Annotated in this window: 16 protein-coding genes, 1 pseudogene and 1 riboswitch; of the genes and pseudogenes, 13 read left to right on the top strand and 4 right to left on the bottom strand. The window is 62.2% G+C overall.

The features are described from left to right. Nucleotides 1-864 (top strand): annotated as a pseudogene (locus KBY78_RS09330) (hypothetical protein); the annotation flags it as partial. Here KBY78_RS09330 and KBY78_RS09325 read toward each other — a convergent pair. Then, complete coding sequence (locus KBY78_RS09325; protein ID WP_255143354.1) at nucleotides 853-1,656, bottom strand: metal ABC transporter permease; 804 nt, start codon at nucleotides 1,654-1,656, stop codon at nucleotides 853-855. The pseudogene KBY78_RS09330 and the gene KBY78_RS09325 sit on opposite strands and share 12 nt — an antisense overlap. Nucleotides 1,657-1,727: 71 nt before the next feature. Here KBY78_RS09325 and KBY78_RS09320 point away from each other — a divergent pair, with 71 nt between their 5' ends. Next, entirely contained in the window at nucleotides 1,728-2,141 is a 414-nt protein-coding gene (locus KBY78_RS09320; RefSeq protein ID WP_255143353.1) for a transcriptional repressor, read from the top strand. A gap of 11 nt (nucleotides 2,142-2,152) precedes the next feature. On the opposite strand, the gene KBY78_RS09315 is transcribed toward KBY78_RS09320, so the two are convergent. Beyond that, a complete protein-coding gene (locus KBY78_RS09315) occupies nucleotides 2,153-2,848 on the bottom strand; it encodes a metal ABC transporter ATP-binding protein (RefSeq protein ID WP_255143352.1) in 696 nt (231 codons plus the stop codon). Between the two features lie 170 nt (nucleotides 2,849-3,018). On the opposite strand from KBY78_RS09315, the gene KBY78_RS09310 reads away from it, so the two are divergent. The 6 genes from KBY78_RS09310 (at nucleotide 3,019) to KBY78_RS09285 (ending at nucleotide 9,187) form a co-directional block, all read left to right on the top strand. Beyond that, a complete protein-coding gene (locus tag KBY78_RS09310; protein ID WP_255143351.1) occupies nucleotides 3,019-4,056 on the top strand; it encodes a metal ABC transporter substrate-binding protein in 1,038 nt (345 codons plus the stop codon). Between the two features lie 489 nt (nucleotides 4,057-4,545). Next, nucleotides 4,546-6,126: an iron uptake porin gene (locus KBY78_RS09305; RefSeq protein WP_255143350.1), complete on the top strand. Its 1,581-nt coding sequence runs from the start codon at nucleotides 4,546-4,548 to the stop codon at nucleotides 6,124-6,126. 84 nt (nucleotides 6,127-6,210) lie between these two features. Further along, nucleotides 6,211-6,357, top strand: a riboswitch (cobalamin riboswitch). 60 nt (nucleotides 6,358-6,417) lie between these two features. Then, entirely contained in the window at nucleotides 6,418-7,137 is a 720-nt protein-coding gene (locus tag KBY78_RS09300; RefSeq protein WP_255143349.1) for an energy-coupling factor ABC transporter permease, read from the top strand. Nucleotides 7,138-7,140: 3 nt separating this feature from the next. Next, on the top strand, nucleotides 7,141-7,461 hold the full coding sequence (locus KBY78_RS09295; protein ID WP_255143348.1) for an energy-coupling factor ABC transporter substrate-binding protein: 321 nt from the start codon (nucleotides 7,141-7,143) through the stop codon (nucleotides 7,459-7,461). Next, a complete protein-coding gene (cbiQ, locus tag KBY78_RS09290; RefSeq protein ID WP_255143347.1) occupies nucleotides 7,458-8,258 on the top strand; it encodes a cobalt ECF transporter T component CbiQ in 801 nt (266 codons plus the stop codon). Before KBY78_RS09295 ends, cbiQ begins: the two co-directional genes overlap by 4 nt. Next, the gene (locus tag KBY78_RS09285) at nucleotides 8,255-9,187 is read left to right on the top strand and encodes an energy-coupling factor ABC transporter ATP-binding protein (RefSeq protein ID WP_255143346.1); all 933 of its coding nucleotides are present in this window, start codon (nucleotides 8,255-8,257) and stop codon (nucleotides 9,185-9,187) included. Before cbiQ ends, KBY78_RS09285 begins: the two co-directional genes overlap by 4 nt. A 120-nt stretch (nucleotides 9,188-9,307) precedes the next feature. Here KBY78_RS09285 and KBY78_RS09280 read toward each other — a convergent pair whose 3' ends face one another. Beyond that, nucleotides 9,308-10,126: a LysR family transcriptional regulator gene (locus KBY78_RS09280; protein ID WP_255143345.1), complete on the bottom strand. Its 819-nt coding sequence runs from the start codon at nucleotides 10,124-10,126 to the stop codon at nucleotides 9,308-9,310. 127 nt (nucleotides 10,127-10,253) lie between these two features. Here KBY78_RS09280 and KBY78_RS09275 point away from each other — a divergent pair, with 127 nt between their 5' ends. The 5 genes from KBY78_RS09275 to KBY78_RS09255 all read left to right on the top strand — a co-directional run bounded on the left by KBY78_RS09275 (nucleotide 10,254) and on the right by KBY78_RS09255 (nucleotide 14,287). Beyond that, complete coding sequence (locus tag KBY78_RS09275) at nucleotides 10,254-10,709, top strand: hypothetical protein (RefSeq protein WP_255143344.1); 456 nt, start codon at nucleotides 10,254-10,256, stop codon at nucleotides 10,707-10,709. A gap of 98 nt (nucleotides 10,710-10,807) precedes the next feature. After that, nucleotides 10,808-11,839 (top strand): fatty acid desaturase, encoded by a 1,032-nt coding sequence (locus KBY78_RS09270; RefSeq protein WP_255143343.1) that lies wholly within the window; start codon nucleotides 10,808-10,810, stop codon nucleotides 11,837-11,839. A gap of 133 nt (nucleotides 11,840-11,972) precedes the next feature. Continuing rightward, entirely contained in the window at nucleotides 11,973-13,133 is a 1,161-nt protein-coding gene (locus KBY78_RS09265; RefSeq protein ID WP_255143342.1) for a GTP-binding protein, read from the top strand. A 75-nt stretch (nucleotides 13,134-13,208) separates the two neighbouring features. Continuing rightward, on the top strand, nucleotides 13,209-13,358 hold the full coding sequence (locus KBY78_RS09260; RefSeq protein WP_255143341.1) for a hypothetical protein: 150 nt from the start codon (nucleotides 13,209-13,211) through the stop codon (nucleotides 13,356-13,358). Nucleotides 13,359-13,717: 359 nt separating this feature from the next. Beyond that, nucleotides 13,718-14,287: a Crp/Fnr family transcriptional regulator gene (locus KBY78_RS09255; protein WP_255143340.1), complete on the top strand. Its 570-nt coding sequence runs from the start codon at nucleotides 13,718-13,720 to the stop codon at nucleotides 14,285-14,287. On the opposite strand, the gene KBY78_RS09250 is transcribed toward KBY78_RS09255, so the two are convergent. Next, the coding region (locus KBY78_RS09250; RefSeq protein WP_255143339.1) for a SulP family inorganic anion transporter at nucleotides 14,215-15,694 on the bottom strand (1,480 nt) is incomplete at its 5' end. The genes KBY78_RS09255 and KBY78_RS09250 overlap by 73 nt on opposite strands.

The following is a 15,694-nucleotide window of genomic DNA, read 5'->3' as shown; positions in this document are numbered from 1 at the left end:
GGAGTCGTCAGCCGCGACCTGCAGGGGGGCCATCGGGTCTGGAAGCTCGAACTGAAGGGCCGGCACCTGGCCCCACGCTCCAGCGAACTGGCTCCAGCCCAGGTTGGGGCCCTGGAAGCCCCCAGTTCCGAGAGATTTGTGTTCGCCAATTTGAGCAGCAACGCCAGCGGCGATCTGCTGGTGCAGGCGGCCGCCCAGGCCCAGGGGCCTGAGCCCCCGCAGGAGGAGGTGGTGCTGTGGGAGCGCAACGGCAGCCGTCGCCGTCTGGAGCTGGACCCCCGCGGGCCGATTGCCCTGGTGCCCCAGGGGGGAGCGCTGGTGGTGCCCGAGGCCGATGGCCTGGCGCTGAGGACCCTTCCCCCACGTCCGGAGCGCCGCCAACTGCTGCCGGGCAGCCGCGATCTCAGCAGTTTCTGCCCCGTCGCGGGCCGGGCCCTGCTCAGCCGCCACTGGCCCGACTTCCGCCGCTCCCTGGAGCTGGTGGAGCCGGCTCAGGCGCCCAGAACCCTCTGGCTGGGGCCGGAGGCTCTGCTGGCCAGTGCCTGCTCCAGGGGAGGCGAGCGGGTCTGGGCCCTGCTGCTCGATGGAATCGAGCGGCCCGAGCTAACCATCCTCGCCCTCCGCCGCGGGGGCGGCGAACGGCGGCAACGCCTGGAGGGCTGGGAACTGGAGCCAGGCACCGGCCTGAGCTACGACCCCACCACCGACCGCTTGCTGCTGGCCCTGCGACCCCTGCAAAGCTCAAAACCTGCGCCGGGCACCTCCCGAGCGGAACCCCAGGCTGCCCTGATCGATGCCACCAGCCTGGAGCTGACCCTGCTCAAGGGTCCGGTGCGACAGGTGAGCTGGCTCTCACCGGGCTGACCCTCGGCGGTGCAGCACCAGGGGCAGCAGCAGCAGGCTCAGCACGCCGATCAGGGGCCCGGGAGGCAGGTTGATGGCTGGCTGGATCGCCAGCACAAATCCACTGCCGGCCAGCAACGAACCGATCAGCGCCCCCCGCAGCAGAGCCTGGCGCAGGCTGATCGCCCCCTCCAGGGCCAGCAGAGCCGGTGCCCCCATCAAAGCAATCACCAGAACCACCCCCACGGCTGTCATCGCGCTCACCACCGTCAGGGCGGTCACAAGGGTGAGCAGCAGGCGCAGGCGTCCCACCGCCAGCCCGGAGCTGGCTGCCCCCAGAGGGTCCACACCGAGAAACACCAGCTGGCGGTAGCGGAACGCCAGCAGCACCAGCACCGCCAACAGCGACAGGCCGGTGCGCAGCAGATCCGGTAGTCCAGCCGCGAGCAGATCACCGAAGAGCACGGCTTCGAGGTTCACCCGGATGCGCAGCAGCGGAATCAGCAGCACCCCAAGACCCAGAAATCCGGCCAGCACCGTGTTCAGCACCGCCTCATCGCCACGGCCGCCGGAGCTGGCGGGCCGGCTGAACCGCTCCGCCAGCAGGGCGCCAGCCACCCCGCTCACCACACCACCCAAACCTGGATCGAGGCCCAGCGCCAGCGCCACCGCCAGACCGGGCAGCACCGCATGGGAGATGAGGTTGGCCTGGAACAGGCGCCCCTGCACCAGCAGAAGGGTGCCCGCCAGGGGGCAGAGCAGGCCGCTAAGCAAGGCCAGGGCCAGGGGCAGTATCCACCAGCTCGCGCTCATCGGGCTGCCACTGGGCGAAAGAACAGGGCCGGTCTGCATAGGATCCCGGCCAGGGGCCCGAACAGACACCGATGGATTCCGAGGCGGCCACCCAGCAGCTCAACGCCAAACAGGTGAGCGTCCTGGCGATGTTGCGCGAGAGCCCCGAGGAGCTCTCCGGGCAGGACCTGCATCAGCGCCTGCGTCTCAACGGCCAGCCGATCGGGCTGGCCACGGTCTATCGGCACCTGCGCCAGCTCCAGCGCCTGGGACTGGCCCGCTGCCGCCACCTCCCCAGCGGCGAGGCCCTCTATGCCCCCCGGGAGCGGGACACCCACCACCTCACCTGCGTGTCCTGCGGACTGACGCTGCCGCTGGACCACTGCCCGATGCATGGCATCCAGCCCCAGCCGGAGGCGGCCCAGGGCTTTGAGTTGATGTTCCACACCCTGGAATACTTCGGCCGCTGTCCGCGCTGCCGCGCCTCCGCCAGCGCGGAGGCCTGAACCCATCGCCATCAGCCGCAGCAATGGTTGCCCAGGCGCAGGTCGCCGAGGGAGTGACGCACGGAGGCCGGGGGGCCATCGGCCAGCAGCCGCCGGTCGATCACCAGCACGCGGTCGTAGGCGTCGAGGTCATGGCCCCAGTCGTGGCTGCTCACCAGCAGGGTGAAGCCGGCGTCGCGCAGCTGGCCCATCACCTGCAGCAACTGGGTACGGGAGGGCGGATCAATCGCCGCGCAGGGTTCATCCAGCAGCAGCACCGAGGCAGGCTGCACCAGCAGTCGCGCCAGCAGCGCCCGTTGCTGCTGGCCGCCGGAGAGCTGATCAAGGCGGCGCGAGGCCAGGGCATCGATTCCCACCCGCTGCAGAGCCGCCTCGACGGCACAGCAGCCCGGGCGAGCGGCCATCAGCCGGCCCAGACCCACCAGCTCGCGCACGCTGATCGGAAAGTTCCAGGCAATTTCCCCCCGCTGGGGCATCAGGGCCAGCTGGCGTCGGGCCAGGCGGGGGGTGAGTGCGGCGCCATCGAGCAGGAGTTCACCGGAGAGCAGGGGGATCTGGCCTTCGATCGCTTGGAGCAGGGTGCTCTTGCCGGCGCCATTGGGTCCCACCAGGGCGGTGAGGGTGCCGGGCTCCAGGCAGAAGCTGATGTCCTCCAGGGCAAGCCCCTCGCCGCGGCGCACGCTGAGATGACGGGCCTCAAGGGCCATCGGCGCCGGCAGCGGGGAAATGTGATCGCAACCTACCGACGACCGAGGCGGCCAGCAGCGGCCGGCGCCGCGACAGAGAAGACCGGAGCAGCGCCCGACAGGACCCTGCAATGAGAACTGTTATCATTCTTAAGTCTTGCCTGCACTCTGTGCGCCGCAGTCCGCGATCCATGGCCACCGCCCCTGGCTCCAGCTCCAGGCCAGCTCTTCGGCGCCAGCCGCTCCCAGCGGCGCCGCTGCTGGTCTGCGCCGGCCTGGGGTTGTTCCTGCTGGCCTGCAGCCGAAGCCCGGAGGCGCCCCAGGTGGTGGCGGCCGATGGTGTGCTCTGTGATCTCAGCCAGCGGCTGGCCGCCGGCGAGCTGAGCGTGAGCTGCCTGCTGCAGCCCAGCGATGATCCCCACGACTTCCGGCTCAAGCCCGAGCAGAAAGCCCAGATCAGCGGCGCCGGGCTGCTGCTGATCAGCGGCTACGACCTCACGCCCGCGCTGGCGGGTCTGCCGGGGGCGGTGGCCGTGTCTGAGCAGGCGGTGCCCCAGCCCCCCGCGCTCACGCCGAAAGACGACCACAACCACACCAGTGATCAGAGCGCCAGCAGCCACGATCACGGTCACGATCACGGCGGCCAGGACCCCCACCTCTGGCACAACCCCCGCCAGGCAGCGGCCATGGCGGCAGTGATCGCGGACCAACTCAGTCAGCTGGATCCACCCGCAGCGGAGGGAATCCAGCGGCGCTCCAGGGCCATGGGCGCGCTGCTGGAGCGCCTTGACGCCTGGAATCGGGTCCAGTTCAACTCCGTCCCCAGGCCCTGGCCGCCCCTGGCCAGCAGCCACCGCGCCTTCGCCAGCCTGGCTCTGGCCTACGGCCTCGATGAACTGCCCCTGGTGGATGCCAGCAGCACCAGTGAGGCCCTACGTCCCGACGCCTTCCGCCAGGTGGTCGAGAGGCTCCGTGCCGGCGCCACCCCCCGCCTCTTCGCCGAGCAGAGCCCCCCCGCCAGAACTCTCCAGCGCATCAGCGAACTCAGCGGCGTGCCGATCGCTGCGGTGCCCCTGGCCGCCGATGGACTGGCCATGGGGCCCGACGGTCCCCTCAGCCTCATGGCCACCCTGGTGCGTAACACCTGCACGATCGTCGAGGGCTGGGGCGGCCGTTGCGACCGCAAGGGGGGCGAGGACCTGGTGAAGGCCTGGTCGCAGATCAGCTAATGGCTCACTGCTGCTCACCAACAGGCCCTGAGCCCTTGGCAACTTGATGATCAAGTCGTCGTGATCAACCAGCGACGTGCCTTATCTCACAGAGCGATGTTCATGCTCGAGGCCGGGCCCCATGGAGCCAATTTCAGCTGTTTTCGTCACGCTCAAACGTTAAGACTCTTTGAAGCCGCCGCAAGCATCTACCTCGATCCACAGGGAATGGCCTACGTGCTGACGCCCCATGGCAGTGGCGGCTTCACTGCGCAGGCCAATCGGCTCCCGAATGAGTGGTCCAAGCTTTAAATCATCGGGCTAAGGCCAAAGGGCGGAGGCTGGCCCGACCATCACCAGGGCGACCACGCCACAGCACCAACCGGCGCAGAACAGCGAACAGCCGATCGATAACCATTATCATTTTCATGTCGAATCCTGAGGGACCGACCCGAAGCCCCCACGCGTCGGGCTGCATCCTCCAGGCCACTGTTGAACCCTTCGCCACCGATGACCCACCCGTTGCTAGGCCTGGTCGCTCCCGCCTCCCTTGCCCTGCTGTTTCCTGTTGCCCCCCCGGAGGCCATGGCGGCTGAGCTCAACCTCGACGGCATCAACCGGTACGCCCAGAACTCCGTCAACACCAGCTGGGACCAAGTCACCAGCATCACCCAGTTCTCAGATGTGCAGCCCACCGAGTGGGCCTACCAGGCGCTCTCGAACCTGATCGAGCGCTACGGCTGCGTCGCTGGGTACCCCGATGGCACCTTCCGCGGCAGCAAGCCCCTGAGCCGCTGGGAAGCCGCTGCTCTGCTCAACGCCTGCCTGGACCGGATCACCGAAGTGACCGACGAGCTGCGCCGCCTGCTCAAGGAGTTCGAGAAGGAGCTCGCGATCCTGCGTGGTCGCGTCGACAACCTTGAGGCCAAAGTTGGTGAGCTGGAAGCGAACCAGTACTCCACCACCACCAAGCTCAGCGGCCTGGCCACCTTCGTGGTGGGCGCCAATGCCTTCAACGGCAGTGCCCGCAATCAACTCAACAGCGCCCGAGCCGAGGTGGGGGCCACTACTTTCTCCTACGACCTGCAACTCAGCCTCGACACCAGCTTCACGGGCAAGGATCTGCTGCGAACGATCCTGCGGGCTGGCAACTTCGGCGATTCGGCCTTCGGAGGAGCAGGCCCCACCGGCGGTCTCTCCGCCCTGGAAGTGGCCTTCCAGGAAGCGTCCGGTGCCGATTCACTCGGCATCGACAAGCTCTATTACCAGACCCCGATCGGCGGCAGTTTCACGGCCACCATCGGCGCACGCGTGGGCCAGGAAGACATGCTTGCTCTCTGGCCCAGTGTGTATCCCACCGACACGATCCTGAACGTGCTCACCCTCAACGGAGCACCGGCGGCCTACAACAAAAATCTTGGTCCCGGCGCCGGCCTGTGGTGGCAGAGCGGTGGCTTCAGTGTCAGTGGCAACTACGTGGCGGCCAACGGCAGCGTGGGAAATCCCAATGAGGGGGGCCTCGGCACTGCCGCCTCAGCGGGTACCGGCACGGTTCAGATCGGCTACGCCGGTGAGCAATGGGCCCTGGCCGCGATCTACTCCTCCATCCAGTCGGGAGTGGAGGTGCCTGGTGCCACAGCGTTCACGGCCTCGGCCTTCGGCACTCCCGGCAGCCACACGAAGGCCTTCGGCCTCAGTGGCTACTGGCAGCCGGCCAGCTCAGGCTGGTGGCCCTCGATCAGCGCTGGCTGGGGGATCAACAGCACCGCCAGCGATGGCCAGGATGAGGACGGGGAACTAAGCACCAGTCAGTCATGGATGGTGGGTCTGCAGTGGAGCGATGTGCTGCTCAAGGGCAACGCCGCCGGCATGGCGGTCGGGCAGCCTGTGTTTGCCACGGCCCTGCAGGGTGGAGCAACACCTCAGGATCAGAATTTTGTCTGGGAATGGTGGTACAGATTCCAGGTCAGCGATTCGATTTCGGTCACTCCGGCCCTGTTCTATCTGAGCCGGCCCCTCGGCCAAGGCACCCCATCAGGGGAGAGCTTCAGCCAGCTGGGAGGCCTGGTGAAAACCACCTTCCAGTTCTGAACAGCGCTGCTGGCCAGCCAGATCAAGCTGATGTCGAACTATTTCCCAACCCCTCCAATTCGCCCATGAATCCAACCTGAAGAGCCTATAGTTCAACGGAACGGTTCTGCAAGCGATCAGCCTGCAGAGGCAACAGGGAAAGTGCAGTTCGAGTCTGCCGCTGTCCCGCAACTGTGATTCGGGGGCCTGCCCCGATCAGTCAGAACACCTGCCGTTTCTCACAACCCAACCGTCTGATCTGCGAGATTCAGTTTGACGATTCCCCTGCCCAGGCTTACCAGTCTGCTGGCGATGGCTGCACTCAGCTTCGCCATTGTTCTCCTGTCTCCTGCCCCCGCGCAGGCGATGCACATCGCCGAAGGCTTTTTACCCGTTCAATGGGCCGCTTTCTGGTGGTTGATTTCGATTCCCTGCTTGCTACAGGGACTGCGATCGCTGAGTCGGATCACCAAAGAACATCCTGAGTTGAAGCTGTTGCTGGCCTTGGCCGGTGCCTTCACCTTTGTGCTTTCAGCTCTGAAACTTCCGTCGGTCACCGGCAGCTGCTCTCACCCCACCGGCACGGGTCTGGGGGCCATTCTTTTCGGCCCATCCGTGATGACTGTTCTGGGAGGCCTTGTGTTGCTGTTTCAGGCTCTGTTGCTGGCTCACGGAGGACTGACCACCCTGGGCGCCAACATGTTCTCCATGGCCATCGTGGGGCCGCTCGTGGCCTGGTGGACCTTCCGAGCTCTGTCCGCCGGCGGACGCACAGGCCTGGCCATTTTTGCAGCGGCAGCCCTGGCCGACCTTGCCACCTATGTCGTGACGGCCGCACAACTAGCTATCGCCTTCCCTGCCGCCAGCGCCGGTATAGGCGCGTCGTTCTTGAAGTTCAGCAGCATCTTCGCCAACACCCAGTTGCCATTAGCGATCACAGAGGGCCTGCTGACGCTGCTGGTGTGGAACTGGCTGCAGGCCTATGGCAAACCTGAACTGAAAACCCTTCAACTGATCCATCAGAAGAACTGAATCATGCTGAATCGTGTTGACAAAAAGCAAAACCAGCACAACTGGCGGTTGCTGGCTGGCGTGATCGCCCTATCCGCCTTTCCCGTGTTGTTCGTCTCCGGCGACTATTCTGGCTCGGATGGACAAGGCACTGAAGCGATCGCAACAATCAAGCCCAGCTATGAACCGTGGTTTCAACCCGTGGTGGAACTTCCCAGTGGCGAAATCGAAAGCCTGATGTTCGCAACCCAAGCGGCCCTTGGCGCTGGAGTCGTGGGCTTTGTGATCGGCATCTACCGGGGCCGAAGCATGGCGCAGAAACATTCTGAACCACCAACTTCATGAGTCATCGCATCGATGCCCTGGCCCATGGAAACCGTCTGAAAATCCTGCCCCCTGGCCACAAACTGGCCTTTGCTACAGCCCTGTTACTGCTGGCCCTGGTGGCACCACTAACAGTGCAATTAATCATCAGTTTTTGGCTGGCACTGTGGATCGTTGGCTACGCAGGAATCCCGCCCGGCATTTATTTGTCAATGCTGCTGTTGCCCTTGGGATTGACCATCTCCAGCTTGCCAGCGATCATCATCAATGTTGTTGGACACGAGTCGCTGCCAGGGGTACAGGCCGATATCTGGGGGAGCAGCAGCAGAACGATGGCTGGCTGGTCGCTGTATCTCAGCAAGCAGGGACTCAGCCAGGCGACTGAGCTACTGACCAGAACTCTGGCGGCCACAAGCACCATGTTCTTTCTCCTGCTGACCACGCCATTGAACGAACTGGTCCAGGTTTTGCGCAAACTGGGGATGCCGCCATTGCTGCTTGAGCTGATGGTGCATATCTATGGATTCATCTTTACTCTGTGGAAGATTGTTGATGACATCACAGTGGCTCAAAGAGCCCGTTCGGGCTATGGCACATGGCAGCAGTCCATTGCTAGCCTTGGTCTTCTGATTGGCCAATTGCTGGAGCGATCCATAAGCAGCTATCGTGGCCTTTCGATGGGCATGGCGGCACGGGGATTTCAGGGCGAATTGCGTGTGCTTGCCAGCTCGCATCATCGCCCGTCGCGTCGCCATCAGGTTGAAGCCATCTCTGGCTGTGCTCTTCTAGGAGCTCTATCAATCATGGGGTTGAGATGAGTGCTGATCCAGCCAACAGCTCCGCCCCAGGCTCCATCTCAAACATTTTAGAATTTGATCGCATAAGCTTTACCTACCCATGCTCCTTTGAACCGTCGATCCATTCGCTGACACTGAATCTGCCACTGGGTTTTCGCTGTGGCCTGATCGGTGAAAATGGTTGTGGAAAAACCACACTGTTCCTGCTCGCCAATGGCTTGCTCCGTCCCCAGCGTGGCCAGATCCGCTGGCGGAGCCAACCGATCGGTTATGGCCGGAAAGAACTCGCTGAGCTGCGACAGCGAATTGGCCTGGTCTTCCAGAATCCCGAACATCAGCTGGTGGCCACCACCGTGGCTGAAGACCTGGCCTATGGCCTGGTGAATCTCGGTCTTGAAGAAAGCGAGATTCGCCATAGGATTGAAACAGTCGCTGAATGGTTTGATCTCGGTGATCTGCTCAATCAGCCCGTGCATAGGCTCAGCCTTGGACAGAAAAAACAACTTTCCCTGGCCGATGTGATGGTGCTGGAGCCTGAATTACTGCTCCTCGATGAGCCCACGGCCTATCTCAGCCCCGGCCACTGCCGCGATCTACGCAGGCAGCTCCAGGGGATCCACGCGGCTGGCACCACGATCGTCGTAGCCACTCACGACCTCGAGTTTCTTCAGAGTTGGGCCAATTGGTTGCTGGTGATGGATCGGGGCCAGCTGGTGATGCAGGGGCCACCCACTGAGCTGTTCCGCCAGCAACTGCGCTTGGAGGAGTTGAATCTGGGCATCCCTCCTACACTGGAGCTGCTGGCACATTGGCGGCAGCTGGCCGAGGATCAGCTGCCCCTCAGGCAGGCAGAACTGGATGCTCTGGAGAAACAATTGCTATCGCGAACAGAGTTATTGCCAACTTCCTCTTCAATCACGGCCTCGACCAACGGTCGAACCAATCCTTAACTCAGTCAGGATTTGCGATGATTATGTTGATGGCTCGATCAATGAGATATACCTAAATTGCTCAATCACCTGATGGCGAGCTACGTCCATAAAGGCATCGAGGTGAGCCAGGTTGCGATCTTATTTCCGTCGCAGGGCGTGGAGTTCGCCCCACAGTCCCGTCTCGCCAAGAGGAATGCACACCACGGCCGCCGTGTCGGGCACGGCCCAACTGGGCAGAGCGGCCACCCCCTGACCAAGGGCCACCCACTGGATGATCATGGCGGTCATTTCCGCCGTGCGACGTCGCTGAGGGATCACCCCCGCAGGCTCGAGAAAGCGGCTGTAGAGATCCTGTCGACATTCCGCCACCGGGTAGGTGATGATCGTTTCGGTGGTGAAATCCTCAGGCTGGAGATAGTCGCGACCAGCCAGGGGATGTCGGCGGGGCAGCAGAGCCATGATCTGAAAGCTGAACAGTGGAGTGGCCTCCACGCCACGGCCGCCACGACGCTCGCCCGTGATCACCAGATCAACAGAGCCCTGCAACAGACTGGGAAGCGGGGTGAAGTGGGCGCCGATGCGTACATCGAGCTCAACATCGGCATGACTGTCACGATAAGTCAGCATCGCCGGAAGCAACCAATCGATGCAGGAATGACACTCGAGTGTGATGAACAAACGTCCGGCAGTGCCGACCACCATCCGTTCCAGATCGTCCTGAGCGGCCTCAATCTCCGGCAGAACCGTTTCTGCACACCTGAGCAGGCGTCGCCCCGCCGCCGTCAGCGTCAGGGGCCGACGATCGCGATTCACCAGTTGAATCTGCAGTTGGCGCTCAAGATCCTTGAGTAAGTGCGACAGGCCCGACTGGGTGCAATGCAGGCTCCGAGCCGCCGCCGTCAGCGATGGGTGGCGGGAGATGGCCGCAAGGGCGCGCAGGTGGTGCAGTTCAATCATGTCCGGGGCCCAATGATGGAAGAACCATGAGCGCGCCTCATTATTGCGGAGACGATGACCCTCTCGCATTCTGCTGGCGCCTCTAGAGGCCTCGGGAGAGGCTGGTGTCGTTCACCACTGCAACACCATGTTGAGCCTGTCCGAGAGTCCATCACGAGCGAGGCTCGAGTGCGGCGGCGTGGCTGAATGGCTGCAGCCATTTCTGCACAATCATTTTCTTCAGATGGGCGCCATGGCTTGGCAGGGCCTGCAGCTCATTGGACGTGGCATGGTGTGTTGTGACGTGGAGTTCCCCCGTGACAGACCCATCCGCTGGGACATTGAGGACCTGCCCCACCGGATCTCGTACGTACCGCTCCAGAAACTGGCCAGCTACCTGGATCAACGGCAGATGGACACAGAACTCCAGCTGCAACTGCAACGCACGCTGGTGACCTATGACGTGGCCACCGAGCTGATTGCACTGATGCTGGCAGCTGAGGAACCGACCTTCGTGCAGTTGCAACAAATGCGAATTCCACCAGCTGAGTGTTTTCATCAATTGCAGCGGCGGCGTGCTGAATTCTGCGTGGTGGCACCATGAGGAGACCAGCTGGCACAATCACCAGGTTTGATTTTAGGCTCAAGCCCTACATGGTGTGTCGTAATGATGTAGCTGCTTGGCAAGTCACTAACACCCTGGTGCCCTATTTCCTGCTCTGGTGGCTGTCCCTGAAGGCCGCTGCCATCTCCCTGTGGCTGTTGCCACCGCTGCTCGTGCTGCTGAGCTTTTTTTCGGTGGGTTGCTTTTCTCTGATGCACGACTGTGGTCACGATGTTCTGTTTCGTAGTCGCAGATTGAATCGTGCCTGCGGATTCCTGTTCGGCCTAATCAATGCGATGCCTCAACTGGCCTGGTCTCGAGACCATGCCTTTCATCACAAGACCAATGGGAATTGGGAGCTCTATCGCGGCGTAGCTGATTCTCACACGGTAGATGAATTTTTATCCAGCAGTGGCTTTCAGCATAAACTCTATGCTGGATTGCGCCATCCAGCCATGGCAATACCAGGTGGTTTCTACTACCTGGCGATCAAACCAAGGCTCGATCTGCTGCTGGGCCTGACTACCAGGTCCACGCTAAAACCATGGGCGAATAAAGCTGAATTCAACGACTTTGTTCTCAGCAATCTGATCACGTGCGCAGGTGCTCTGGCTCTGGGATGGTGGCTTGGATACGGTCCATTTCTGGGAATCTATGCCGCTGTTCTCGCCATGTCTGCGGCCATATTTATTGACATCTTTTTTGTACAATACATCTTCGAAAAAAGCTATGCCCGTAACAGCGAGAATTGGGAATATCTCGATGGTGCCCTCAAGGGCACAAGCTACCTCCAGCTTCCTGCCATCCTGAGATGGTTTACTGCTGACATTGGCTACCATAATATTCATCATCTTTCAGAGCGGATTCCCAATTATCAACTCAGGTTATGCCACGAAAGGAATCAGCATCTGTTGGCAGATGTACCCATCCTGAAGCTCAGTACGATGCTGGAATGTTCAAAGTTTCTGCTCTGGGACCCCAGCGTTGGCCACCTGGTCACGATAGCGAGCCTCAGTGACGGCAGAGCCGCTGAGGTCAGCCGTGATTCAGCGCAGGCGGTTCAGCAGCCGCGATCAGCCCAAGGCGCAGGCACTGAAGCCGGCTCAGCCGTTCCCGGGTCCGATGGATGAGCAGCCAAGCCTGAGCCAGTCAGGGGCTGAAGTCTGGGGATTCACTGCGGATGGAGCTGCTTCGCAGGACCTGCAACCTTTCCCAGGCGTCAAACTGGATGCAGAACAGCCGCTTTGGCCTCAGCCACCCGCCATGACCACCACCGCTACCCCTGCCAGCTTGAGTCAACCCTCAGCAGCCCCCCTAGTCGCCACCGTTGATTCAGCGGCTCCCTCCTTGCCGGTGACGATCCTCACGGGCTTCCTCGGTGCCGGCAAGACCACCCTGCTCAACCACATCCTCAGCAACCAGAGCGGGCTGAAGACCGCTGTTCTGGTCAATGAGTTTGGTGAAATCGGCATCGACAACGACCTGATCATCGCCACCGGCGAAGACATGGTGGAGCTCAGCAATGGCTGCATCTGCTGCTCGATCAACGGCGAGCTGTTGGAAGCGGTGGAGCGGATCCTCGAGCGCCCCGAACCTGTGGATTATCTGGTGGTGGAAACCACCGGCCTGGCTGATCCCCTGCCGGTGGCGATGACCTTCCTGGGCAGCGAGCTGCGCGACAGCACCCGCCTTGATTCGATCATCACCCTGATTGATGCCGAAAACTTCGAAGCCAGCAGCTTCGAGAGCGAAGTGGGCCGGGCCCAGGTGATCTACGGCGACATCTTGATGCTCAACAAGTGTGATCTGGTGCCGGAGCCCCAGCTGCAGCAGCTGGAGAGCCTGTTGCGCAACCTCAAGCCCGATGCCCGCATCCTGCGCTCGGTCAACGGAGACGTGGCCCTGCCGCTGCTGTTGAGCGTGGGCCTGTTCGAATCCGATCGGGTGGTGGCCACGGGCGACGCCCCCCCTGAACTCGACCACGGCGACTGTGACCATGACCACGGCCATTGCGCCCACGACGAAGGGCACGACCACAGCCACAGCCACTCCCACAGCCACTCCCACGACCACGACCACTCCAGAGGGTCCGCCGAGCATGCGGCCGACCACCTCGCCATCGAGGGCTTCACCTCACTCTCCTTCGCCAGCGAGGGGCCTTTCGCTCTGCGCAAGTTCCAGAACTTCCTCGACAATCAGCTGCCCACGGAGGTGTTCCGGGCCAAGGGCATCCTCTGGTTCAACGAGAGCGAGCGTCGTCATGTCTTTCACTTGGCCGGCAAGCGCTTCTCCATCGACGACAGCGACTGGACCGGAGAGCGCAAGAACCAGCTGGTGCTGATCGGCAAGGATCTCGATCACCAGCGCCTCCGACGCCAGCTTCAGGCCTGCGTCGCCAAGGATGCAGGCCGAGGATTTGCCTGAGGTGGACCAATCGCAGCATTGGCCACAGCAGGACCATGGAATCTGGCTAGGTTATGGCCACTCCGCGCCCGATCGATGGCCGAACTGCTGCTTGTCTCCAGCGTTCTCGCGCTGTTCGGTCTGGCCTTCTGGCTCACCACCAATTCTGACGACGACAACGGGGGCGGCGGCATGATGCAACCGGTCCTGGTCCCTGTTCGCGTGTCCCGATCCAGCGGCCGCTGAGCGCCAATAGTCTCCAGCCCCGCCTTCGAACTCCAATGAGCGTCCAACCCCAGCCACCGCTGCCCAACAGCAGCGGTGGTTTTTTGCATCTGAGGTTGCGGCTGAACTTCGACTGATTAACGCGGCTGATCCCGGGAATTGTCGATCCTGTCTGAAGCAGGGTCCCAAAGGGGTTGGGGCGGTTCTACGTTTGCCCAACGACACGAAGAGCCATTCCAGGCCGGTTCACAGCCAACCAGCCTGTCTTCTGATTCTTCGGATGAGTCCCTCTGCCGTGCAGATGTCCAGTGATGCCTCCACTCATGTCTGGACATTGTTCAAGTCTTCAACTCAAGCCCAACTCGGTGATACCGGCTGGAATGCCCTGGTTGATCAGCGATGGCTATGTTCGGCAGGTGACCTGGAATCAAGACGCCGAACTGATCACGCTGATGCTCTGGGGCCCCGGAGATCTCATCCTCGGTACCCAGGCAACATTTGAATGCCGCAATGAAATCAGCACGGTCTCCCATGCTTCGCTCGAGGGCCATGCGCCCACGGAAGCCGAACTCCTTGAAGCCCTCAAACGCCAGATCAGCCGCTCGATGGAGATCATGCGCATCAGCCGAATCCGTAAGGCCGATGACCGCCTGCTGACCATGTTGCGCTGGCTGGCCGCCCAGTTCGGTCGGGTGAACAGCCTGGGACACAGTCTCTCCCTGGAGGACATGAACCTGACCCATCAGGTGATCGCTGAACTAACCGGACTGACCCGGGTAACCGTCACCAAAAGCCTGAATAAGTACAAGACCCTCGGTCTGGCCACCTTGATCGCCCATGGTGATCTTCTGCTTCCCCATCGCCCGGAGGCAGGGCTTCAGGTCATGCCGATCTGCAGCCGGGAGTTCACTGCATCAGCCAGGGCTTCGGCCCGGCTCAGCTCCACATGATCGGGAGGCAACAGGCTATAGACCTTCAGGCTTTTGAGACGCTTGAGGGTACTGCCTACAGCTCCCACCACATAGACATTTCGCTCCTTCTCCAGAGCTTCCTTGACGGCATTCTCCAGGGCCAGGGAGGCCGTAACACCCATGTGCGAAACCTCACTGAGATCGAACACAATCGACTCACACTCCTGGATGGCATTGTGCTCGCGGGAGATGGTCTTGGCCAGACCGAAGATCATTGGTCCAATCAACTGGAACAGCAACACCTTGCCGCCTCCCTGATCCAGCAGAGCCTTCTCGTTCTCCGGCAGGTTGAGATCGTCGTCGGCAGTGCTGATCGCCTTCACCGACCTGGTTTCCAGCGTGCTCATCTTCTCAATCGTGAGGATGTTCGCCACGAAGATGCCCACCCCCACCGCCGCGATCAGATCCACCAGCACGGTGAGCAGGATCACGCCATACATGATCACCGCCCCCTTGATCGAGACGTGGTGAGCGCGGCGGAGGAAGCTCCAGTCGATGATGTCGATACCCACCTTGAGGGCAATGCCAGCCAGCACAGCCATCGGAATCGAAGCGGCCAGACCCGAGGCCCCCAGAATCACCACCATCAGCACAAGGGCGCGGGTGATGCCGGAGAGAGCGGACCTTCCTCCAGCCTGAATGTTCACCACGGTGCCCATGGTGGCGCCGGCGCCGGCGATGCCACCGAACAGACCGGAAACGATGTTACCGAGACCCTGACCGATCAGCTCCTTGTCGGAGTTGTGTTCGGTGCGGGTGATGCTGTCGGCCACCACAGCGGTGAGCAGGGCATCGATGCAACCCAGCAGACCGAGGACCAGGGCATCGACCACCATCAGCTGGAACAGGCCCGGCTCGAAGTGGGGCACCACCAGCTGGGGAAAGCCGCTGGGAATCTCACCGATGCGCCGGATCCCTTCCACCTCAGGGCCGTTGCCGCCATTGAGCAGTGTGAGCGAGAGCACGGTGCCGATCACCAGCGCCACCAACTGGGGAGGCGCAAAACGCTTCACCTGGGAGGGCGTGAACCAGATGATCGCCACAGTCACCACCGCCAGGATCACCTCCGGCAGCCGAGCGGCGGCGATCAGCTGGGGCAGGGCCGTGAGCGTGCCCATCACCCCGCCCTTGGGAATGGCCTGTCCCAGGAAGGGCCCGAACTGAAGGATGATCAGGATGAAACCGATGCCGGACATGAAGCCCGAGATCACCGTGTAGGGCATCATCGTGATGTAGCGGCCCAGCTTCAGATAGCCGAAGACGATCTGAAAGACCCCCGCCAACATCACCACGGTGAAGGCCATGGCCATGCCCTGTTCAGGACTGGAGGCCTTCGCCGTCAGGCTGGCGATCACCGTTGTCATCACCACCGCCATCGGACCGGTG

Origin of the sequence: Synechococcus sp. EJ6-Ellesmere (assembly GCF_024345875.1) — a bacterium.
GTDB lineage: Bacteria > Cyanobacteriota > Cyanobacteriia > PCC-6307 > Cyanobiaceae > Regnicoccus_A > Regnicoccus_A antarcticus.
This window is presented reverse-complemented; position numbering and strand designations above follow the sequence as displayed.